Source organism: Nocardia shimofusensis NBRC 100134, assembly GCF_001613125.1.
Classification (GTDB): domain Bacteria; phylum Actinomycetota; class Actinomycetes; order Mycobacteriales; family Mycobacteriaceae; genus Nocardia; species Nocardia shimofusensis.
Genome location: NZ_BDBT01000036.1, coordinates 25,017 through 45,237, shown reverse-complemented (window position 1 = coordinate 45,237; position 20,221 = coordinate 25,017). Strand labels below are relative to the sequence as shown.

19 protein-coding genes are annotated in these 20,221 nt (G+C 68.8%); 9 read left to right on the top strand and 10 right to left on the bottom strand.

What is annotated here, in order from left to right; genetic code table 11:
• Window positions 1-8: 8 nt before the first annotated feature.
• From NS3_RS25680 to NS3_RS25660, 5 genes are all read left to right on the top strand, one after another.
• Window positions 9-1,277 (top strand): cytochrome P450 family protein, encoded by a 1,269-nt coding sequence (locus tag NS3_RS25680; RefSeq protein WP_067864822.1) that lies wholly within the window; start codon window positions 9-11, stop codon window positions 1,275-1,277.
• Between the two features lie 60 nt (window positions 1,278-1,337).
• Complete coding sequence (locus NS3_RS25675; protein WP_067864819.1) at window positions 1,338-1,607, top strand: hypothetical protein; 270 nt, start codon at window positions 1,338-1,340, stop codon at window positions 1,605-1,607.
• A gap of 13 nt (window positions 1,608-1,620) precedes the next feature.
• Window positions 1,621-2,139, top strand: coding sequence for a hypothetical protein (locus tag NS3_RS25670; protein ID WP_067864816.1), 519 nt, complete (start codon window positions 1,621-1,623; stop codon window positions 2,137-2,139).
• 157 nt (window positions 2,140-2,296) lie between these two features.
• Window positions 2,297-2,578, top strand: a complete 282-nt coding sequence (locus NS3_RS25665) for a hypothetical protein (protein ID WP_067864813.1) — start codon at window positions 2,297-2,299, stop codon at window positions 2,576-2,578.
• A 1-nt stretch (window position 2,579) separates the two neighbouring features.
• A complete protein-coding gene (locus NS3_RS25660; RefSeq protein WP_067864810.1) occupies window positions 2,580-3,242 on the top strand; it encodes a hypothetical protein in 663 nt (220 codons plus the stop codon).
• Window positions 3,243-3,318: 76 nt separating this feature from the next.
• On the opposite strand, the gene NS3_RS25655 is transcribed toward NS3_RS25660, so the two are convergent.
• Window positions 3,319-3,840, bottom strand: a complete 522-nt coding sequence (locus NS3_RS25655; protein ID WP_245649812.1) for a TerD family protein — start codon at window positions 3,838-3,840, stop codon at window positions 3,319-3,321.
• A gap of 90 nt (window positions 3,841-3,930) precedes the next feature.
• Complete coding sequence (locus NS3_RS25650; protein ID WP_444980685.1) at window positions 3,931-4,833, bottom strand: LysR family transcriptional regulator ArgP; 903 nt, start codon at window positions 4,831-4,833, stop codon at window positions 3,931-3,933.
• A gap of 67 nt (window positions 4,834-4,900) precedes the next feature.
• Here NS3_RS25650 and NS3_RS25645 point away from each other — a divergent pair, with 67 nt between their 5' ends.
• From NS3_RS25645 to NS3_RS25635, 3 genes are all read left to right on the top strand, one after another.
• Entirely contained in the window at window positions 4,901-5,527 is a 627-nt protein-coding gene (locus NS3_RS25645; RefSeq protein WP_067864804.1) for a LysE/ArgO family amino acid transporter, read from the top strand.
• A gap of 147 nt (window positions 5,528-5,674) precedes the next feature.
• Window positions 5,675-6,082, top strand: a complete 408-nt coding sequence (locus NS3_RS29325; protein ID WP_157101537.1) for a hypothetical protein — start codon at window positions 5,675-5,677, stop codon at window positions 6,080-6,082.
• A 282-nt stretch (window positions 6,083-6,364) separates the two neighbouring features.
• Window positions 6,365-6,691 (top strand): hypothetical protein, encoded by a 327-nt coding sequence (locus NS3_RS25635; RefSeq protein ID WP_157101536.1) that lies wholly within the window; start codon window positions 6,365-6,367, stop codon window positions 6,689-6,691.
• A gap of 95 nt (window positions 6,692-6,786) precedes the next feature.
• Here the strand turns inward: NS3_RS25635 and NS3_RS25630 are convergent, their stop codons facing one another.
• The 8 genes from NS3_RS25630 to NS3_RS25595 form a co-directional block, all read right to left on the bottom strand.
• On the bottom strand, window positions 6,787-7,290 hold the full coding sequence (locus tag NS3_RS25630) for a PIN domain-containing protein (RefSeq protein WP_084495918.1): 504 nt from the start codon (window positions 7,288-7,290) through the stop codon (window positions 6,787-6,789).
• Entirely contained in the window at window positions 7,218-7,433 is a 216-nt protein-coding gene (locus tag NS3_RS25625; RefSeq protein WP_067864794.1) for a type II toxin-antitoxin system VapB family antitoxin, read from the bottom strand. Before NS3_RS25625 ends, NS3_RS25630 begins: the two co-directional genes overlap by 73 nt.
• A gap of 123 nt (window positions 7,434-7,556) precedes the next feature.
• Window positions 7,557-11,399 (bottom strand): multifunctional oxoglutarate decarboxylase/oxoglutarate dehydrogenase thiamine pyrophosphate-binding subunit/dihydrolipoyllysine-residue succinyltransferase subunit, encoded by a 3,843-nt coding sequence (locus tag NS3_RS25620; protein ID WP_084495917.1) that lies wholly within the window; start codon window positions 11,397-11,399, stop codon window positions 7,557-7,559.
• A gap of 193 nt (window positions 11,400-11,592) precedes the next feature.
• Window positions 11,593-15,333, bottom strand: coding sequence for an ABC transporter ATP-binding protein (locus tag NS3_RS25615; RefSeq protein WP_084495920.1), 3,741 nt, complete (start codon window positions 15,331-15,333; stop codon window positions 11,593-11,595).
• A 205-nt stretch (window positions 15,334-15,538) separates the two neighbouring features.
• Window positions 15,539-16,318, bottom strand: coding sequence for an ABC transporter permease (locus NS3_RS25610; RefSeq protein WP_067864791.1), 780 nt, complete (start codon window positions 16,316-16,318; stop codon window positions 15,539-15,541).
• Window positions 16,315-17,382, bottom strand: coding sequence for an ATP-binding cassette domain-containing protein (locus tag NS3_RS25605; RefSeq protein WP_084495916.1), 1,068 nt, complete (start codon window positions 17,380-17,382; stop codon window positions 16,315-16,317). Before NS3_RS25605 ends, NS3_RS25610 begins: the two co-directional genes overlap by 4 nt.
• On the bottom strand, window positions 17,379-18,137 hold the full coding sequence (locus NS3_RS25600; protein WP_067864788.1) for a hypothetical protein: 759 nt from the start codon (window positions 18,135-18,137) through the stop codon (window positions 17,379-17,381). The genes NS3_RS25605 and NS3_RS25600 overlap by 4 nt, the downstream gene beginning before the upstream one ends.
• 126 nt (window positions 18,138-18,263) lie before the next feature.
• A complete protein-coding gene (locus tag NS3_RS25595; protein WP_084495915.1) occupies window positions 18,264-19,286 on the bottom strand; it encodes a glutathione S-transferase family protein in 1,023 nt (340 codons plus the stop codon).
• A 38-nt stretch (window positions 19,287-19,324) separates the two neighbouring features.
• Between NS3_RS25595 and NS3_RS25590 the strand changes: the two genes are divergently transcribed.
• Complete coding sequence (locus tag NS3_RS25590) at window positions 19,325-20,128, top strand: enoyl-CoA hydratase/isomerase family protein (protein ID WP_067864782.1); 804 nt, start codon at window positions 19,325-19,327, stop codon at window positions 20,126-20,128.
• The last annotated feature ends 93 nt before the right edge of the window (window positions 20,129-20,221 follow it).

Sequence of the window (20,221 nt, the reverse complement as noted above, 5' to 3'; positions counted from 1 at the left end):
AACTCTCGATGACCGATCTGCAACCTGCTCCCGCTCCGATAGCGCTCGATGTCACGGGCGCTGACATTCCTGGTGAGGCCGCCCGGCTCCGCGAACAGGGTCGGCTGGTCCCGGTACTACTGCCCGGTGGGGTGCGCGTCTGGGCGGTGACCGATGTCGAACTGCTGCGGGAATTGTTCGTCGACTGGCGGGTGTCCAAGGACGCCGCCCAGCACTGGCCGGCCTATATCGCCGGGGAGATCCCGCCGGACTGGCCGCTGATCTCGTGGGTGTCGGTGCGCAACATGTTCACCGCTTACGGCAAAGATCATCAGCGGTTGCGCAAGCTCGTCGGGCCCGCGTTCACCGCCCGCCGCGTGGCCGAGTTGCGGCCGCGGATCAGGCAGATCACCACCGAGCTGCTCGACGGGCTGGCCGCGCGGGCGGACGGTGTGGTGGATCTGCGGGAAGAGTTCGCCGCGCAGGTGCCGCTGCGGGTGATCACCGCGCTGATGGGCGTCCCGGCCGATCTGCGGCCCGGGCTGCGGCTGTGTGTCGAGGAGATCTTCTCCACCGCTCCGCGGCGTGATCCACAGGCCACGCTCGCCGAGATGGTGAGCATCCTGACCGAACTGGTGGCTCGCCGCCGCGCCGAGCCGGGGCCCGACATGACCAGCCTGCTCATCAGTCGCCGCGACAACGGCGCAGACCGGCTCACGGAGCAGGAATTGGTACACACGCTGCTGCTGGTGATCAGCGCCGGTTACGAGACCACGGTCAACCTGCTCGACCAGGCGATCTATCAGCTGCTGACCCGGCCCGAACTGGCGGCACAGTTGCGCGTCGGCGCCTTCACCTGGTCGCACCTGATCGAGGAAACCCTGCGGCACACGCCGCCGGTGGCGAACCTGCCTCTGCGCTACGCACTGGTCGACATCGACGTGGCGGGCACGCGGATCAAGGCCGGGGAGGCCATCCTCGCCTGCTTCGCCGCCGCCAACCGTGATCCGAACCTGTATGGACCCGACGCCGACGAGTTCGACCCGGCCCGGCCGATCAAAGAGCATCTGTCCTTCGGCTACGGACCGCACTACTGCCTCGGCGCGCCCTTGGCCCGCCTGGAGGCCGTGATCGCGCTGCCCGCTCTGTTCGGGCGATTCCCGGCGATGACGCTCGCCGTCGCGCCGGAGGCGGTGAAACCGTTGGCGAGCTTCATCTCTCACGGCCATCAGCGGCTGCCGGTGCTGCTGGACGGGCAGCTCGGCGCGGACCGCGCGGCCGGGAAGTCCGGCCGATGAGGACGCCCGCGCTCGGACGGGATACGCCGACGCGGGCATGCGGCAGCGGATGGAATCGTCGTGGCCGCTGACACCCGACGGCCGAGCAGGTCACGGTCGATCGGCGCCGTTGTCCCGATCGACCAGGCCGCGAGCGTCCTCGGATTCCAGCCCACCGCCGACAAACGCCGTCACGACAACCCGCACTGGCCCGTGCGCTCACCCGCGGCAGCCGCGGCCGCGCTGCACCTGCACGGCGAATGCCCCTGGCACTGCTCGACCCGCATTGCCGCGCTCATCGTCAGCGCCGACGACTACCAGTACTTCCGCGACCGCGGCGTCATCGACTGAAAGGACTCTTCCTATGCACGGACCTGCGGTTGGGCAACCGTCCGAGAGGGCAGCCACGGAAGCCGCCCTCGGCCTGCTGAATCTCGGCGTCAGCGAATCCCGCACGGCTGATCGGCATCTGCTCGAGGAACTCGCCCGAACCAACGGTTACCGCCTCATCGATGTGCTCACCATCGACGACGAGACCTATATGCCGACCGCATACATCGCCGAACGTGTCCGCACGGCCCACGCCACCGCACTGTTGGCCCCGAGCTTCGAGCACTTCGGGGTGTCCGCCCGGGTGTTGCCTCTCGTTGCCAGACTGGTCGTTCCAGGCGTCGCCGGGCTCGATCGCGAACTCGACCCACCGCCGCGCCGGGACGCGAAAAAGGCCCGCGGACGACGCTATCGGATGCGCTCGCCAATACTCACTGCGGCAGCGCTGACCGCATTCCTGATCACCGCCTGGGCGCTGTGGCCCGCGCCGGACCCGGCCACACCACCGACACCCGCCGTCATCGTGCTGCCTGACCAGACCGATCATCAGTGAGGTCGAAGGGCGCGGTGGACGCACGGGATCGCCGCACGAGTGAGATGTCTCACAGCTGGAACCGTGGTGGTGTCCGTCGCGTCCAACCCGAAAGAACCGTGAAGGTATGAGGGCGGGAAGGCTCGCCGATCAGCCTTCCGAGCAATGGGGGCGACGCATGACAGATGACTTCAAGGTCGCTCCCGAGGCCCTGGAAGAACTGTCCGGGAAGCTGACGGGCTTGGCCGATGACAACTCGACGACCGAGTCCTATATAGACACCTGGCTGGATGTGAAGGGCGATGTCGGCGGGATCTTTCCGAACATCGTGTCCACAATTCAACAGAGGACCATGTTCACCCTGGCACCCGTCGGCCGAATCGCGAGCGGGTTGTCACGCCGGACGAGCCCGATGACGATGACCTCTACTTCGAGGAACGTCGGCAGCGTGGCTATCTGACATGAGCAGCGGCCCACCGCGCGTGGAAGTGCAAGTCCCCATCGGATACCACCCGGGACGCGGCACGATGCTCGAGCACGGCCGTACCGTCCGGATGGATCTGCGCCGCAAGCTGCCCGGTGTGTGTGCCCGTCATGGGCAACCGGCCGTGGAGTTCCGGAGCGGGACCATCGGGTTCTTCGCCGACAACGAACAGATCGGACTGCCGCGAATACTCGGGCACGGCTACGTTATGAACAACCTGCACGCGAGGTTCGCTTGGCGAGACTTCCGCGATGTTCGGTCGCGAGGTGTGGTGGTGGTTCTACGTGGGAGGCCTGTCGCCGGTGAGCCGGTCATGGTGCGGGGCGAGTGGCCGGTGTGCCGCAGGTGTGTTCGACAATCACGCGCGCTGCGGATCGCAGGGTTCACGGCCGTCCTCGCCGCCATCGCCACTGTCAGCGCGTTGGTGGCCGCGAGCCTGTTCGATCTGCGGCAGTTCCTGGTTCCTCTCGGCTTCGCCGTGCTACCCGGCTGGATCCCGATCGGACTGCTGGTGACCATCGCAGTATTCGACAGGGCCGGGAACCATGCCCGAGGGCGGCTCACTCCCGACCGGCGATTCCTCGTGATCGCCGCACATCCCGATTTCGCTGAAGCATGGAATCAGCGTCCATCGGGGTGAAGGCTTGGGCACTGACTTCCTGCCGGTTCGCTGGGCGGGCGTTCACGCCGGACACCCGACCAGCGTCATGAGCGCGCTAAGGCAGGTATTGGTCCAACTGCTGGATCGCCTCGACCGGATGCTGGGCGTCGATGGCCGTGGCGATTTCCCGGTACTGCCACCCGGCCTCCCCGCGCACCAGTTCGCCGGCGAGGAAGCCGTGCGCCGGATCCTTGAGCACGTAGTGCGCGAACACCTCACCGGTCACTCCGTCGACCAGACGGCAGTAGGAATTCTGCACCTCGTCCATGGTCTGACCGGTGTAGGAGGTCATCAGGAAGACCACCGCCGTCACCACCGGTGTGATACGGGTCAGATCCACGGTGATGATCTCGTCGTCCCCGTCGCCCTCCCCGTCGGTGGAGTCGCCGAGCAACCGCACCGCGCCGTCCTGGGAGAACAGCTGCTCGTGGTACACCACGTCCACCAGTTGGTGTCCCGCGAAAAGCATTGCGGCGGCGTTGAGATCGATCCTCTTGCGGCCTCGCGTCCATCTCGCACGATCGGCCGGGTCCCAGCCCAGCCCCAATGTCACCAACGACAGCCCTGTCTGCGACACGCGTACCCTCTCGTCGACCGCCCTGACACGAAAAGTGCCGTGTCCCCACGCTATACCCCGGCAAACGGTGATGTACCGCGTGTCGACGGCTCAGCGGTGCAGGGATTCGGCTGCCGCCGCGGTGATCGTGTCGGCGACGAGCGCGAGAGCGGGGACGTCCAGCTTCCACTGCTGCCAGTACAGCGGGACGTCGACCCATCGGCCCGGTGTCAGGTTCTCCAGGGTGCCCGAGTCGATCAGGGGCTGGGCGTGGGATTCGGGCAGCAGGCCCCAGCCGAGGCCGGCGGCGATCGCGTCACGGTAGCCCTCCGAGGTGGGGATGTGGTGGCGGTTCCTGCTCGCGCCGTCGGCTCGTGGGTTCAATGTCCGGACGAAGGTGTCCTGTAGATCGTCCTGGCGGTCGAAGACGATCACCGGTGCGTCGGGCAGGCGTTCGCGCAGCGGTGCGCCGGTCAGATGGCGGGCGGCGAAGGCGGGGGTCGCGACGGGTAGATAGCGTGCGGAGCCGAGTCGGCGCACGCTGCATCCGGTGACCGGCTCGGCCGCCGAGGTCACCGCGGCCATCACGCGTCCCTCGCGCAGCAGGGTCGCGGTGTGGGCTTCGTCCTGGCGGTGCAGGTCGAACAGGATCGGTGGGTCCTGCGGGACGCGGGTGAGGGCGGGCAGGAACCAGGTCGCCAGCGAATCGGCGTTGACCGCGACGGACAGCCGGGCCGGGCCGGACTCCGTCGCGATGCCGAGTTCGCGCCGGGCGTCGTGTTGCAGCGTCGAGAGTTGACGGGCGAAACGCACGACGATCTGGCCTGATTCGGTGGGGCGGACCGGTTTCGTGCGGGTCACCAGGACTCGTCCGGTGCGTTGTTCGAGCGCTTTGATCCGCTGGCTGATCGCGGAGGGCGTCACGTGCAGGGCGGCCGCGGCGGCGTCGAAGGTGCCTTCGTCGACTACCGCGAGCAGCGTGAGCACCTGGTCGATCGGCAGGTCGGGCATCATGATCTCTAATGATAGGTAAGAAACTTCAGCTGTACTGATGAGGTGGCGCTGCCTAACGTCGGCGGTCATGAACAGCGGGATTCTCACGACGGCGGGCACCGGATTCGGCGCGGGCCTGTCGCTGATCGTCGCGATCGGGGCACAGAACGCGTTCGTGCTGCGACACGGTGCACGTGGGCATTCGATCGGTCCGGTGGTCGGGATCTGCGCGCTCTCGGATGGCATCCTCATCGCGCTCGGAGTGGCCGGGCTCGGCGCGGTGGTCACCGCCTGGCCCGCGGCGCTGACCGCAGTTGGCGTAGCGGGCGGCGGGTTCCTGATCTGCTACGGCCTGCTCGCCGCCCATCGCGTCGTGCGCCCAGTCGCTGCGCAAGGGCTCGTCACCACGGGCACCACGACCGGCTCGGTGCGCGCCGCCGTGCTCACCTGCCTGGCGCTGACCTGGCTGAACCCCCACGTCTACCTCGACACCGTGCTGCTGCTCGGCTCGATCGCCGCCGACCACGGATCGTTGCGCTGGAGCTTCGGGCTTGGTGCGATGACTGCCAGCCTGGTCTGGTTCACCGGTCTCGGTTACGGCGCCAGAATGCTCGGTCCTGTTCTGAGCAAGCCGAGCGCGTGGCGGGTACTGGACCTGCTCGTCGCCACCACGATGCTCACGATGGGCTTGGCTCTCCTCGTCCGTGCGTTCTGATCACTTCTCGGTCTCACGGAGTGAGGTCTCGGTGAAGACATCGTCGAGCCTGGTTGCGTTCAGAGATGCCCGCATCCAGATCCGGAGTTGGGTGGTGTCAGCGCATGCAAAGCGTATAAGCAGTCCGCCACGTACCAGGCGACGGCGATGACGAGCGTGACTGCTATGTGCACTTCGGTGAAAGATCAGTTGCTCGCTCTGGCGACTGCCGGTCGGGTGTTCTACAGGGATTTCATAGATCAACTGGGAACGATCGTCTACACCGCAGGTATCGCAATCGCGGAAACTGCAGCATCCGGAGGGGTGGCCGCGCTCTGGACCATCAATACCTTGAACGATGCACTCGTCGAGTTGGGAAATCTGCTCATCCAGACCATCACTGGATTCATCGAACTCCAATCCACCACGTGGTCGGTTCAGAATGCCTTCGACGTCATGCTGCTCAATCCTACGGGATTCTTCCCAGGGGAGGACGGCGTATATCGCTGGCCCAGTACGGAATCCGAGGGCTTCAACCACAAGGACGACGACTGGACGCTGGACGGGGCGGACTGAAACGCTATGCCCCACGGTGTGTAATCGTCCGATTCGAAGGAGAACCCAGTGAGTGCCGGTTTATCGAGAACCCTGGCGACCGTCGCGGGGCTCGCTTCCGTTCTCATGATCCCCGGTTGCGCGGCGGACGTACGGCCGTCGGGTCTGCCGATGACGACATCGTCGCCGACGTCTGTGCCCGCTGCGACAGGCGGAGCGTATGACGAGTGTGTGGAGATAACGATCCCGGATCACTGGTCCGCCGAGGCGAAGGTACTGCAACGTACGATCGCGGAACTCCCGATGCCGACGGGTACGTGCTTGTCCATGGTGCACACCTACGAGGCCGATCAGTCCGGGATGCTCGTCGTCTACGCCCATTTGAACGTGCCTAACTCGGCGGGTGCGAACGACCTTCGAGCGGTCGCCACCGACATCGCCCGGCTGGTGAAGGGAACCGCGGTCGGCGAGCGGATCTCGACGCTGGGGGTCACCAACAGAGGTGTGCTGACACCATCGAAATACCCGGAGTACCTTGTCGACGAGAGCTTCCAGGAGCATTCGTGGAACGGCACTCCGTCACGCGAAGCGGAGATGGCATCGTGGTCGATCGCGTTCTGGCCGTCCTAGCGCTGTCGGCGAGGGGGCGGCGGCGTTGGTGCATCGAGCCGCTGATCGAAACTTCGTGAAAGCACCGCTCGATCCGCGCAGCGGCCCGAGGAATGTCATCCGGACTCGGGTTGTATGCGCACTTGCGCGAGCTCGGGCACTGCGCGGGCAATGGTGATGAAGTCGGTGTCGTTGTGGACAACTATGGCGTTGTGCCGCAACGCGGTCGCCGCTATCTGGATGTCGGTCGTCTGGGCTCCGCGGCCCGCGCCGATTTTCCACAGCGCCGACCGGATGCGCTCGACCTCTGCTTCCACGGCGTCGTCAGTGGGAAGCCAGTTGAGCACCGAGCGGTAGAAGCCGGTGACGGCCGTGAGATCACGGGCGTTGCGTGCGCTGAACCTGGCCTCGTCCATCGTCACCATCGAGGCGCAGAGAATACCTGCGACGGCGAGCCGGTCGATTTCGAGGGCGACCGTCGTATCGGTGCGGTAGCGCGACATCGCAGAGTGGTCGAGAAGATACAGCGGGCGGGTGAACGGAATGCTCACTCGAGCGGCCGGCCCTCGGCAGCCAACTCCTCCTCGGTCAATAGCGGGTTGTGGTCCATTCGCTTCCATCGGGCGAGTGCCTCGCGCTGGCGGTAGCCCTGGACCAGTTCGGCCATGGCGAGGTTGATGACGGCCTTCTTCGTCGGCAGACCGGTCAACCGCAGGGCCTCGTTCAGGACTTCGTCGGGAATCTCGACCGTGGTAGCCATCATGCCTCCGATATTACAGCTCAGGGATATTCATATTACTGCGAATCTGCAATAGTCGTGTGAGTGGAACGGCGCGGGGCCGGGCAAGCTGGGTGCTTGCCCGGCCCCGCGCCGTAGTGGGGGAGATCAGTTGGTCGGGGCGAAGGCCTCGCCGACGATCTCGGCCTGCTCGACCGCGTGCACCTTCGACGAACCCGAGGACGGGGCCGACATGGCGCGCCGCGAGATGCGGCGCAGGCGGCCGAAACGCTCGGGCAGGTGCTCGGGCAGGTTCAGGCCGTAGAAGGGCCAGGCGCCCTGGTTGGCCGGTTCTTCCTGCACCCAGGCGATGTCGGTCGCGTTCGGGTAGCCCTCGAGTGCCTCGTTCAGGCGGAACTTCGGCATCGGGTAGAGCTGTTCGACGCGCACGATCGCCACGTCCTCGCGCTTCTGCTTGGCCTTTTCCGCGGCCAGCTCCCAGTAGAGCTTGCCGCTGGTCAGCAGGACGCGCTTGACCTTGGAGCGGTCGCCGATGCCCTGTTCGTAGGCGGGCTCGTCGAACACCGAGCGGAACTTCGACTCGGTGAAGTCCTTGATGTCGGAGACCACGGCCTTGTTGCGCAGCATCGACTTCGGGGTGAAGACGATCAGCGGGCGGCGGATGCCGTCGTGGTGATGGCGGCGCAGCAGGTGGAAGTAGTTCGCCGGGGTGGACGGCACCGCCACGGTCATCGAGCCCTCCGCGCACAGCTGGAGGAAACGCTCGATGCGGCCGGAGGTGTGGTCCGGGCCCTGGCCCTCGTGGCCGTGCGGCAGCAGCAGCACGACGTCGGAGAGCTGGCCCCACTTGGCCTCACCGGAGGAGATGAACTCGTCGATGATGGACTGCGCGCCGTTGACGAAGTCGCCGAACTGCGCCTCCCACAGCACCAGGGCGTTCGGGTTGCCCAGCGAGTAGCCGTATTCGAAACCGACGGCGGCGAATTCGCTCAGCGCCGAGTCGTGGACGGCGAACCAGCCGGGGTTCTCGCTGCCGATGTTGTGCAGCGGGGTGTATTCCTCGGCGGTCTTGCGGTCGATGATGACCGCGTGGCGCTGGGTGAAGGTGCCGCGGCGGGAGTCCTGACCGGTCAGGCGGACCGCCTTGCCCTCGTCGATGAGCGTGCCGAAGGCCAGCAGCTCGGCGAAGGCCCAGTCGATCTTGCCCTCGTAGGCCATCTCACGGCGCTTCTCCAGCACCGGCTTGACGCGCGGGTGCACGTTGAAGCCTTCCGGCACGTTGAGGAAGGCGTCGCCGATGCGCTGCAGGACCGATTTGTCGACCGCGGTGTGCACGGTGCCGGGCACGGTCTGGTCGTCCTCGACCGATTCACTGGGCCCCGGCGGGTACTTCTCCAGCTCGCGGACCTCGTTGAACACGCGCTCCAGCTGGCCCTGGTAGTCGCGCAGCGCGTCCTCGGCCTCCTTGAGCGAGATGTCGCCACGGCCGATCAGGCTCTCGGTGTAGCTCTTGCGGACCGAGCGCTTGGTGTCGATGACGTCGTACATGTACGGCTGGGTCATCGACGGGTCGTCGCCCTCGTTGTGGCCGCGACGGCGGTAGCAGATCAGGTCGATGACCACGTCCTTGCGGAACTTCTGCCGGAAGTCGACCGCCAGGCGCGCGACCCAGTCGCAGGCCTCCGGGTCGTCGCCGTTGACGTGGAAGATCGGCGCGCCGATGAACTTCGCGATGTCGGTGGAGTACTCGGTGGAGCGGCTGTTCTCCGGCGCGGTGGTGAAGCCGATCTGGTTGTTCACCACGATGTGGATGGTGCCGCCGGTGCGGTAACCGCGCAGGCCCGAGAGGTTCAGCGTCTCGGCGACCACGCCCTGACCGGCGAACGCGGCGTCGCCGTGCAGCATCAGCGGCATGACCGAGAAGCCCTCGGGGCCGTCGCCCTTGTCCAGCAGGTCCTGCTTGGCGCGCACCAGACCCTCGAGCACCGGGTCGACCGCTTCCAGATGCGAGGGGTTGGCGGTGAGCGAGACCTGGATCTCGTTGTCGCCGAACATCTGCAGGTAGGTGCCCTTGGCGCCCAGGTGGTACTTCACGTCGCCGGAGCCGTGGGTGGCGGCCGGGTTCATGTTGCCCTCGAACTCGGTGAAGATCTTCGAGTAGGGCTTGCCGACGATATTGGCCAGCACGTTGAGGCGGCCGCGGTGCGGCATGCCGATGACGACCTCGTCGAGGCTGTGCTCGGCGCTCTGGTCGAGCACGGCGTCCATCATCGGGATGACCGCTTCGGCGCCCTCCAGCGAGAAGCGCTTCTGGCCGACGTACTTGGTCTGCAGGAAGGTCTCGAACGCCTCGGCGGCGTTGAGCCGGTTCAGGATGTACTTCTGCTGGGCGACGGTCGGCTTGACGTGCTTCTGCTCGACGCGGTCCTGGATCCACTGCAGCTGCTCGGTGTCGAGGATGTGGGTGTATTCCACACCGACGTGGCGGGCGTAGGCGTCGCGCAGCACCGACAGCACGTCGCGCAGCTTCATCCGCTCCTGGCCGTGGAAGCCGCCGACGTTGAACTCACGGTCGAGGTCCCACAGGGTCAGCCCGTGCTGGGTGACGTCGAGGTCGGGGTGGCTGCGGAACTTGTCCTTGACCAGGCGCAGCGGGTCGGTGTCGGCCATCAGGTGGCCGCGGTTGCGGTAGGCGGAGATCATCTCGAGCACCCGGGTGCTCTTGTCGACGCCGCGTTCCTTGACGTCCTTGCGCCAGCGGACCGGCTCGTAGGGCACGCCGAGGCCGTGGAAGATCTCGTCGTAGAACTCGTCGGAGATCAGCAGCTGGTGGATGGTGCGCAGGAAGTCGCCGGACTCCGCGCCCTGGATGATGCGGTGATCGTAGGTCGAGGTCAGCGTCATGAGCTTGCCGACGCCGATATCGGCGATCCGCTCGTCGCTCATGCCCTGGAACTCGGCCGGGTACTCCATGGCGCCCGCGCCGATGATGGCGCCCTGGTTGGGCATCAGGCGCGGCACCGAGTGCACGGTGCCGATGGTGCCGGGGTTGGTCAGCGAGATGGTGACGCCGGAGAAGTCCTCGGCGGTCAGCTTGTTGACCCGGGCGCGGCGGACGATGTCCTCGTAGGCGGCGTGGAACTGCGCGAAGCCCATGTCCTCGGTGGCCTTGATGGCCGCGACGACCAGCGAGCGGCTGCCGTCCTTGCCGGGCAGGTCGATGGCCAGGCCGAGGTTGGTGTGCGCGGGGGTGATCGCGTGCGGCTTGCCGTCGATCTCGGCGAAGTGGCGGTTCATGTTCGGGAACGCCTTGACCGCCTGCACGATCGCGTAACCGAGCAGATGGGTGAACGAGATCTTGCCGCCGCGGGTACGGGCGAGGTGGTTGTTGATGACCAGACGGTTGTCGATCATCAGCTTGGCCGGGATGGCGCGGACCGAGGTGGCGGTCGGGATGGACAGCGAGGCCGACATGTTCTTGACGACGGCGGCGGCCGCGCCGCGTAGCACCTTGGATTCGTCGTCGGCGGCGGCGGGCTTGGGGCCGCCGGAGGTCGGCGCGGCGTTGGAGGCGGGCGCCGGGGTGGTCTGCGGGGCGCGCGTGGTGGGGGCCTTCGCGGCAGGAGCCTGGGCGGCCTTGGGCGCCTTGGGCGCTTCGGTCTTGGCGGCGGCCTGGGGAGCGGCCGTCTTCGGGGCGGCGGCTCGGGAGGTGGGAGGCGCGGCCTTGGGCGCCGCAGTCTCGGTGGCAGGCTTTGCCGATTGCTGCGAGGCCGATTGCTGTGAGGGAGCTGCTCCGGGCGGGGCGGCGGCCGCGCGGCCGTTGTCGCCGGCTTCGGAGTTGGGCTCTGGTGTGTAGTCGGCGAGGAATTCGTGCCAGCTCTCGTCGACCGAAGATGGATCCTCTTGGAACTTGAGGTACATCTCGTCGACCAGCCACTGGTTCTGACCGAACTGGGAAGTTGAACTGCTCACAGCAGGTGTTCGCCTCATTTCGTTCTTTGCGCTGCGACGTTTGTGACGTGCCGGCACGGGGATCGGCGGGTGCGCGCCGATGCGCCTCTGTCGAGGATATGCCCAGCAGACGATCAGCGTTGCCAGCACCACCCGCCGGAACCGAACCCTCTTGTGTTCGACCCGTCCGGCGTCGACCTTATTCCTTCGCTTCCGAAGAGTGTCGTCCGCGTCACCCTTCTGTGACGGCGCCGCGAGCGGCGGTCGCGAGGCCCGCCAACCACAGTCGCGCGTAGGCGCCGCCCTCGGCCAGCAACCGCTCGTGGGGGCCGAACTCCACGACGCGTCCGCGCTCGACGACCGCGATGGCGTCGGCCCTGGCGGCGGTCGCCAGCCGATGCGCGACCACCACCGTGGTGCGTCCGCGGGCCACGGAACTGCTCGCTGCCAGCACCGATGCCTCGGTTTCCGGGTCGAGGGTGGCGGTCGCCTCATCGAGCAGCAGCAGGTCGGGGCGGACGAGTTCGGCGCGGGCCAGCGCGATGAGCTGACGCTGGCCCGCCGAGAGCCCGCGCCCGCGTTCGCCCACCGGCTGGCGCAGTCCCCGCGGCAGCGAGGCGATCATGCCGGTCGCGCCGACCGCGTCGACGGCGGCGGCGATCTCCGATTCGCTCGCGGATGGTTTCCCGAATGCAATGTTGCTGGCGACGTCGCCGGTGAACAGGTGAGCTTCCTGCGGCACGATGCCGAGGCGGGCACGGTAGTCGGCGAGGCGGTAATCGCGCAGATCCACCCCGTCCACCTCGATGGACCCGCCCGCGGGCTCGGTGCGGGGCAGGTCGTAGAGGCGTGCCAGCAGTTTGACGATGGTCGACTTGCCCGCTCCGGTCGGACCGACCAGCGCGACCGTCGAACCCGCCGGGATGTCGAGGGTGACTCCGCTCAGCGCGGGATTGCGGGTGCCGGGATAGCTGAACCGCACGTCGTCGAACCCGACTTCGCCGCGCAAGTGACCGGTGACGGGGGTCGCCCCCGGCGGATCGGCGGCGATCGAGGAGGGGGTGCGCAGCAGTTCGCCGATGCGCCGCAGGCCGACCCTGGCCTGCTGATACCCGTCGAAGACCTGGGAGAGCTGGGTGATCGGGCCGAACAGCAGTTGCAGGTACAGCACGAACGCCACCAGCGTGCCCGGTGTGGTGACGCCGGTGGCGACTTCGCGGGCGCCGAAGTACACCACCACGGCCAGCGCCAGATCCGCCCAGGACACGACGAACGCGAAATACAGCGCGATCGCCCGCTGGGCGCGCATCCGGGAGTCGCGATAGCGCTGGGAGTACTCGGCGAAGCGGCGGGCGGCGCGCGGTTCGTGCCGGTTGGCCTGCACCGCGCGCAGGCCGGTGACGTTCTCCTGGAAGTCGGCGTTCACCGCCGACACGTGCTCGCGTGAGATCGAGTACGCGCTGGAGGACACCCGCCGGAACAACACGGTCGCCAGGATCAGCGGCGGCACCGCGGCCAGCATGACCAGCGCCAGCGAGAAGTCGATGACCAGCAGTGCGACCGCGATACCGACCACGGTGAGCAGCCCGATCACGGTGGTGGCCACGCCGGTCTGCAGGAAGCTCGACAGAGCGTCCACGTCGGTGGTCATCCTGGTCATGATCCGGCCGGACAGTTCCCTTTCGTAGTAGTCCAGGCCGAGCCGTTGCAGGTGCGCGTAGCTGCGCACGCGCAGACCGTAGAGGACGCGTTCGCCGGTGCGGGCGGTCAGCACGATGGTCACCGCGCCGATCGCCAGCGCGGCCAGTACCAGCAGCGTGCCGATGATCGCGGCGCGCACCAGAGCGCCGGATTCGCCCTCGCCCACACCGGTGTCGAGGGCGTAGCGGACCAGCGGCGGGAAGGCGACGCCCAGCAGCGCGTCGGCGGCGAGCAGCGCCACCACGGAGGCGACCAGTACGCGCACCGGGCGCAGTAGCCGGACCAGCCGGAAGCCGGGATCGGGGGTGCGCAGCCTGGCGTCGTCGAGTCCGGGTTCCTCGGTGGCGGGCGGCAGGGTCGCCAGCGTGCGGCGCAGCTGCGGAGTCTCGGCGATGTCGGCGGCCGCGCGGCCGAAGCCGCCCGGCTTGGTCGCGGGGGCGAGCTTGTGCGTCCGTACGACCGGCGCCGTGGCGGCGACGGGCACGCTCGGATGGGCCGCGCCGGGCAGCCGGATGACGCGATCGGCGTGCGCGAGGGTGGACTCCCGGTGCGCGAGGATGATCGTGGTGCGCCCGCCCCGATCGGGCAGGGAGTCGAAGATGGCGGCTTCGGTGACGGCGTCGACGGCCGAGGTGGCGTCGTCGAGCACGAGGATTCGCGGCCTGGCGAGCAGCGCCCTGGCCAGGGCGATGCGCTGGCGCTGGCCGCCCGACAGCGTCAGGCCGCGCTCGCCGACCACGGTGTCGTAGCCGTCGGGCAGTTCGGCGATGAACTCGTCGGCGGCGGCCATCTCGGCGGCGCGGCGGATCTCCTCGTCGGTCGCGTCGGGCTTGCCCAGGCCGATGTTGGCCGCGATGGTGTCGGAGAACAGGAACGGGTCGTCGAAGACCACGCCCACGGCGGCGCGCAGTTCGTCGGCGCGGACATCGGCGAGGTCGACGCTGTTCGGGAGGCCGTTCGCCGATTCACGCGTGCCCGTCGAGCCCGACCCGTTCGCGCCGATACCGCCTGTGCCTGTGCCGAACAGGCGGATACCGCCGGAATCCGGGGCGTAGAAACGGGGCAGCAGCAGCGACAGGGTGGTCTTGCCCGAGCCCGCGGGCCCGATGATCGCGACCGTCTCGCCGGGGCGCACCGTGAGATCGAAATCCCGCAGGATGGGCCGGTCCGGCTCGAAGCCGAAGGTGAGCGCGTCGATCTCGATGCCGAGCGGGCCCTCCGGCAGCGGCCGCGGGTGCGGCGGGTCGACGAGGGTCGGCGCGGTATCGATGACCTGGTAGACCCGTTCGGCGGCGGCCCTGGTGAGCTGGGCCAGGATGACCACCGAGGACATCGCGCGAGTCGCGGAGGTCATGGTCGAGACGTAGGCGGCGAAGGCGAGGAAGGTGCCCGCGCTGATGGCACCCCGCAACGCCAGCCAGCCGCCGAAGGCGATCACCGCCACCAGACCGGCCTGCGGAATGGCCGCCACCACCGGCGCGAACCGGGAGTCGATGGCGGCCGCGCGCATCCGTTCGCTGTAGAGGCGGCGGGCGTGACCTTCGAGCAGGTCGACCATTCTGGCCTCCTGCCCGAAGCCCTTCACCACCCGCACGCCGGTGACCGTCTCCTCGACGTGCTGGGCCAGGTCGGCGGCGCGCTGTTGGGCCGACCAGGTCGCCGCGAACAGTCGCGGCCGCATCCGGTAGACCGTGAACCCGATACCGGGCACCACCAGCAGCGCGACCACGGCCAGCGGCGGCGACAGCCACACCATCACCGACGCTGCCAGCGTGAACTGCAACAGCGCCATCCCCGACAGCGGCACCATCGCCAGCAACCCCTGCACCAGCTGCAGATCGGTGATCGACCGAGAGACCACCTGTCCGGTGCGCAGCGCGTCCTGTCCCGCGCCGTCGAGCCGTTGCAGCGAGCGCAGCACCCGCACGCGCAGGCCGTGCTGCACGTCCAGCGACAGCCGCCCGGCCAGCAATCTGCGGCCGAACGCGGCGGCGAAACGCCCCACGGCCAGCAGGGCGAGCAGGATCGCGACCGTCCCGATGACACCGGTGTCGCCGACGCCCGCCGCGTCCAGCGCCCGCTTGGTCAGCAGCGGGGCGGCCACCTCGACGAGCGCGCCCGCCAGCAGCGTGCCCCCGATGCCTGCCAGCGTGCCGGGATGGCGCAGGCTCTCCGCCCACAGTCGCCGTATCCAGCCGGGCGTGCCGGAACCGCTCTTGCCGGACGCGCTCTGTCCGGACCCGTCCGCCGACGCCCCCGCAACATCCGTCATCCCCGAGGAACCTGTCCCCATCGCCTCGCCGCCACCACCGTTCCGCAGTCCCATGTCACGTCACCGTGTTCGACGTTATCCATCTCGACCGACAGGTGAGGTGTTCGCCCGGACACACCCGGATTCGGTGGCGGAACCGGCCACCCCGGGCCAGGGGAGGGCGACAGAACCGGAGGCCGCCGGGAACGATCGCCCGGATGAGAGCTCAGAGGTCGCGCTCGCGCAACAGCCACCAGCCCGCGCCCGCACTCGCGATCGCCCACAGCAACAGCACGACGAGCGCCGCGGGTGTCGGCGCGAAGATCCCGGCATCCTCGAACGAGCCGACAGCCACGGTCCCGACCGTGGCCGAGCCGGGCAGCAGCGTCGCCAGTCCGCCCAGGCCGATCCCCTTCGCCACCAGCCAGACCAGCGGCTCGCCGATCAGCAGCCAGCCGATCAGCGCGGCGACCGCGCCGGTCGAGGTACGCAGGATCAGGCCGAGCCCCGCGCCGATCAGCGCCCAGCAGACCGCCGCGACCAGGCCGGTGCCCAGGATCGCCCACAGCCTGCCGTCGACGTCGAACTTGCCGCGTCCGAACAGGAAGAGGCAACCCAGCGCGACGAGTTCGGTCACCACCGCCACAGCCAGCGCGGCGGCCGCGATCACCAGCAGCTTCGCGCCGGCGAGCCGGTCGCGGTCGGGGGTGAACACGGCCGTCAGCGGCATCGAGCCGTAGCGGAACTCGCCGCCGGTGATGGCCGCACCGAACGCGCCCGCGCCCAGCACGGTCGCCAGGATCGCCAGCAGCAGCCCGATGGTGGCGGGTCCGGTCACCGGCTGCGCGCGGGGGTCGACCGGCCCGGCCATGCCCGCGGTCACCGAACTGGCCACCAGGGCCACCGCGGGCAGCAGGGCGGCCAGCAGCACGCACCAGCGCAGGGTCATCACCTTGCGGACTTCCGCGGTGACCGGCGGAGTCAGTTCCTCGAGCAGCGTCGTCATCGAGGCATTCCTTGGGGCGGCATTCCTTGGGGCACCGACGGCGCGTGCACGGGCGGCGGGCGCATGGGCGCGGAGTAGGGCGAAGGCTGTGGCGATAGAACCGACGGCGATACCGACGGCGAGCCAACCGACGGCGGCGCGAACGACGGCGGCGGCACGTAGGACGGCGGTGCGTTCAGCGGGGTCGTGGTCCGCGGCTTGGTGAGCGAGGCGAGCACTCGATCCGGGTGGATCGGGTCGGCCACGATGCCGTCGACGCGCACCCCGGCCGCGCTCGCGACCTCGCGGATCTGCGCCTCGGTGGCTTCGGCCACCGCCAGCCGTCCGTCCGGGCGGATGACCGCGTCGGTGAAGCCTCGCGCCGCCAGCGCGGTCGCCAGCGCCACCTGCACCGGGGCCGCGACGATCAGCCGGTCGGGATTGCCGCGCCGTAGTTTCGCCGGAGTCCCGAGATAGACCACCGACCCTTCGCTGAGCACCACCAGCTGGTCGGCCGTCGACACCACCGACGACAGCGTGGTGCTCGTGAGGACCGCCGCGCCGCCGCGCCGGGCGTGCGCTCGGACGACATCGTGCAGCCGGCCGCGCTCGGCGGCGTCGAGTCCTTCGACCGCGTCGTCGAGCAGCAACAACCGGGGATCCGGCAACAGCGCGGTGGCCAGCGCCAACCGGGTCTGCTGCCCGAAGGACAGCTCACCCGCGCGGGTGCGGGCCTGATCGGTCAGCCCGACCGCGGCGAGGACCTCGGCCACCCGGCCCCGGCGCACCCCGGCCGCGGCAGCGTAGACGTCGAGATGATCGACGGCGGCCCGGGCCGGATGCAGCCCGCGCGGACTCAGCACCGCGCCCACCGGACCCGGGACGCCGATCGTCGCGCTGCCCGCGTCCGGCGGGGTGAACCCGAGCAGTACCCGCAGCACAGTCGTCTTGCCCGACCCGGCCGGGCCGGCCAGTGCGGTGACCGTGCCCGGCGTGACGGTGAAGCTCACGTCCTCCACCGCGGGGACGAACTCGTAGCGCTTGGTCAGCGCGCGAACGGTGACGGCGGCGCGCGATGCCGTCACCGGCGCTCGATCGGCTTCGAGGACGTGGCCCGCCGCGCCGGATCCGCCTGCCGCGCCGTCTCGATGGCAGGCAGCGGGGCCGCGTCGATCACCGGGATCCGGTGGTTGGACCAGTCCAGCGGCGAGGGGCCGAAGGCCTTGCGGGCATTGTCGACAGTGACGCGGCCCAGGGCCCGGTTGCCGAAGCCGCCGATCACCGCGCCGATGCCCATCGGGATCACCTTGCCCGCCATCAGCGCCAGGCGCTTGGTCAGGAACTTCACGATGAACCGCTTCATCAGCGAGTCGTTCATGCTCGACAGGCCGGGCACCTTGTCGCCGAGCAGCGTGCCCCAGTTCTTCGCCGAGCGCCCGACCGAGCGCTCCACGATCTGCATGCCGCTGTCGCCGAGCACCACCGCGAGTACCAGGGCCCTGCGCTGTTCCTTGGCCTCGGGCGCGACCCCGTGCACGGCCGCGATGGCCAGCGTGTACAGCGCGGAGGCTTCGAGGAAGAACGCCGTCTCGGCGGTGATCGTGGCCAGCGAGGCCACTGTCCCGACGCCGGGCATGGCCGCCGTGGCGCCCGCCGCCGTGCCGCTGCCGGTCACCGCGAGCAGGTACTGCTTCTCGATCCTGGCGACGATCTGGTCGGGGGTTTCCCCGGGGTGCGCTCGGCGCAGGCGCTCGATGTATTTCTCCACCGCGGGGCCTTGCAGTTTGGCACCGTTCTCCAGCAAAGTGACCACGGTCTTCTCGAACGCGCCGATATTCATGACCTCACTACCCCTTCGATCCGGCCTGGCTGAACTCTATGGCACCGAACCCATGCCGGCCCAACACGGCAACGAACCGTGCCGATACCGGGTTCCCCCGTCGGGAGCGGGAAAACGTGGGCGAGCTCAGGCGCCGGGAACCGCGGGAACTTCTTCGCCGGGAACCGGGGGAGGCGGCGGGGTGCCCTCGCCGAACGGCCTGCCGCCGAGCACCTCGCGGCCGTGCGGGGACAGCCAGTTCGACAGGTCGGGGCCCTTGGGCACCACACCGGTGGGATTCACGTCGGTGTGCACCGCGTAGTAGTGGGTCTTGATCTGGCCGAAGTCGACGGTGTCGCCGAAGCCCGGCGTCTGGAACAGGTCCCGCGCGTAGCTCCACAGCATTGGCATCTCGCTCAGTTTCTGCCGGTTGCACTTGAAGTGGCCGTGGTAGACCGGGTCGAACCGGACCAGTGTGGTGAACAGCCGCACGTCGGCCTCGGTGATGGTGTCCCCGACCAGGTAGCGCTGGTTCGACAGCCGCTCGGTCAGCCAGTCCAGCCGGGCGAAGAGCCGGTCGTAGGCGCGTTCGTAGGCGTCCTGCGCACCGGCGAATCCGCAGCGGTACACCCCGTTGTTCACATCGCGGAAGATCAGCTCGGCGACCTCGTCGATCTCCGCGCGCAGTTCCTCGGGATACAACCGCGGCGCGCCGGGCCGGTGGAATCGTGTCCACTCGGTGGAGAAGTCCAGGGTGATCTGCGGGTAGTCGTTGGTGACGACCTGGCCGGTGGGCACATCCACGATCGCGGGCACGGTGATGCCGCGCGGATAGTCGGGGAAGCGGGCCAGGTAGGCCTCGCGCAGCCGGGGGATGCCGAGCACCGGGTCCACCCCGCCCGGATCGAGGTCGAAGGTCCAGCTGTACTTGTCGTGAGTGGGCCCGCACAGGCCCAGCGATATCGCGTCCTCGAGCCCGAGCAGCCTGCGCACGATCAGGGTGCGATTGGCCCACGGACAGGCCCGCGCGGCGACCAGCCGGTAGCGCCCGGATTCGACCGGGTAGCCGTCCCGGCCGTCGGCGGTGATCCGGGTGGTGATGTAGGTGGTGTCGCGCTCGAACTCGCCCGGCTCGACATAGGAACCGGCTGTGGACTGCGTCTCGGTCACCCGGCCAGTCTTGCAGATCGACCCCTTAGGCTGCCGGTATGAGCGAGAACACCCCGAAGACCGCCACCCGGCTGGAACGTGAGACCACCGCGGCGGGCGCCGACGTCGCGGTTCTGACCCTGGCGAACCCGCCGCTGAACCTGTTCGATCAGGCCATGTTCGACGGCCTGGTGGCCGATATCGCCGCGCTGACCGCGAACCCGCCGCGCGCGGTGCTGCTGCGCGCCGAGGGCAAGGTCGTCTCCGGCGGCGTCGACGTGCACACCTTCGACGGACTGACCGTCGAGACCGGTACCGCGCTGTGGCGCAGGCTCTTCGACGACATCATCCATCCGCTCGAAGCGCTGCCGTGCCCGGTGCTGTTCGCCGCGCACGGGCTCACCCTCACCGCCGCGTTCGAGGTCGCGCTGGCCTGCGACATCATCTTGGCGACCCCGAAGGCGAAGTTCGGGCTGGTGGAGACCGTGGTCGGGCTGACCCCGTCGATGGGCGGACCGCAGCGGCTGGCCGAGCGGGCCGGCTCCGGCCGCGCCCGCGAGTTCGTGATGACCGCCGACCTCTACGACGCCGCCACCATGGCCGACTGGGGCGTGGTCAACTACATCCACGACGATCTCGACCCCGCGGCGCGGGCGCTGGCGCACAAGCTCGCCGACGGTCCGACCAAGGCGCACGCGGCCACCAAGAAGATCATCGAGGCCTGGCGTTCCGGCGGCGTCGCGCACGCCGACGCGGTGACCCCCGAGGTCTCCGGCGCGCTCTTCGACACCGAGGACCTGCGGGGCGGCGTGCGCAGCTTCCTGGAGAACGGACCGGGAAAGGCCACCTACCAGGGCCGGTGACCGCGCCTGCCGTGGAGCGACGGGCCGAGAGGTGATCCGCGCGTAACGACGATCCCCCGCGAATATGTGATCCGCGTCATATAGTGCAGGTGC

What these genes read in the sequence shown, in the direction of transcription:
- NS3_RS25635 (WP_157101536.1), top strand. Translation starts at nt 6,365, where the DNA reads ATGCCGACGGGTACGTGCTTGTCCATGGTGCACACCTACGAGGCCGAT.
- NS3_RS25600 (WP_067864788.1), bottom strand. Translation starts at nt 18,137, where the DNA reads ATGAATATCGGCGCGTTCGAGAAGACCGTGGTCACTTTGCTGGAGAAC.
- NS3_RS25665 (WP_067864813.1), top strand. Translation starts at nt 2,297, where the DNA reads ATGACAGATGACTTCAAGGTCGCTCCCGAGGCCCTGGAAGAACTGTCC.
- NS3_RS25590 (WP_067864782.1), top strand. Translation starts at nt 19,325, where the DNA reads ATGAGCGAGAACACCCCGAAGACCGCCACCCGGCTGGAACGTGAGACC.
- NS3_RS25625 (WP_067864794.1), bottom strand. Translation starts at nt 7,433, where the DNA reads ATGATGGCTACCACGGTCGAGATTCCCGACGAAGTCCTGAACGAGGCC.
- NS3_RS25645 (WP_067864804.1), top strand. Translation starts at nt 4,901, where the DNA reads ATGAACAGCGGGATTCTCACGACGGCGGGCACCGGATTCGGCGCGGGC.
- NS3_RS25650 (WP_444980685.1), bottom strand. Translation starts at nt 4,833, where the DNA reads ATGATGCCCGACCTGCCGATCGACCAGGTGCTCACGCTGCTCGCGGTA.
- NS3_RS25670 (WP_067864816.1), top strand. Translation starts at nt 1,621, where the DNA reads ATGCACGGACCTGCGGTTGGGCAACCGTCCGAGAGGGCAGCCACGGAA.
- NS3_RS25615 (WP_084495920.1), bottom strand. Translation starts at nt 15,333, where the DNA reads ATGACGGATGTTGCGGGGGCGTCGGCGGACGGGTCCGGACAGAGCGCG.
- NS3_RS25660 (WP_067864810.1), top strand. Translation starts at nt 2,580, where the DNA reads ATGAGCAGCGGCCCACCGCGCGTGGAAGTGCAAGTCCCCATCGGATAC.
- NS3_RS29325 (WP_157101537.1), top strand. Translation starts at nt 5,675, where the DNA reads ATGACGAGCGTGACTGCTATGTGCACTTCGGTGAAAGATCAGTTGCTC.
- NS3_RS25610 (WP_067864791.1), bottom strand. Translation starts at nt 16,318, where the DNA reads ATGACGACGCTGCTCGAGGAACTGACTCCGCCGGTCACCGCGGAAGTC.
- NS3_RS25630 (WP_084495918.1), bottom strand. Translation starts at nt 7,290, where the DNA reads ATGGAAGCGAATGGACCACAACCCGCTATTGACCGAGGAGGAGTTGGC.
- NS3_RS25620 (WP_084495917.1), bottom strand. Translation starts at nt 11,399, where the DNA reads ATGAGGCGAACACCTGCTGTGAGCAGTTCAACTTCCCAGTTCGGTCAG.
- NS3_RS25680 (WP_067864822.1), top strand. Translation starts at nt 9, where the DNA reads ATGACCGATCTGCAACCTGCTCCCGCTCCGATAGCGCTCGATGTCACG.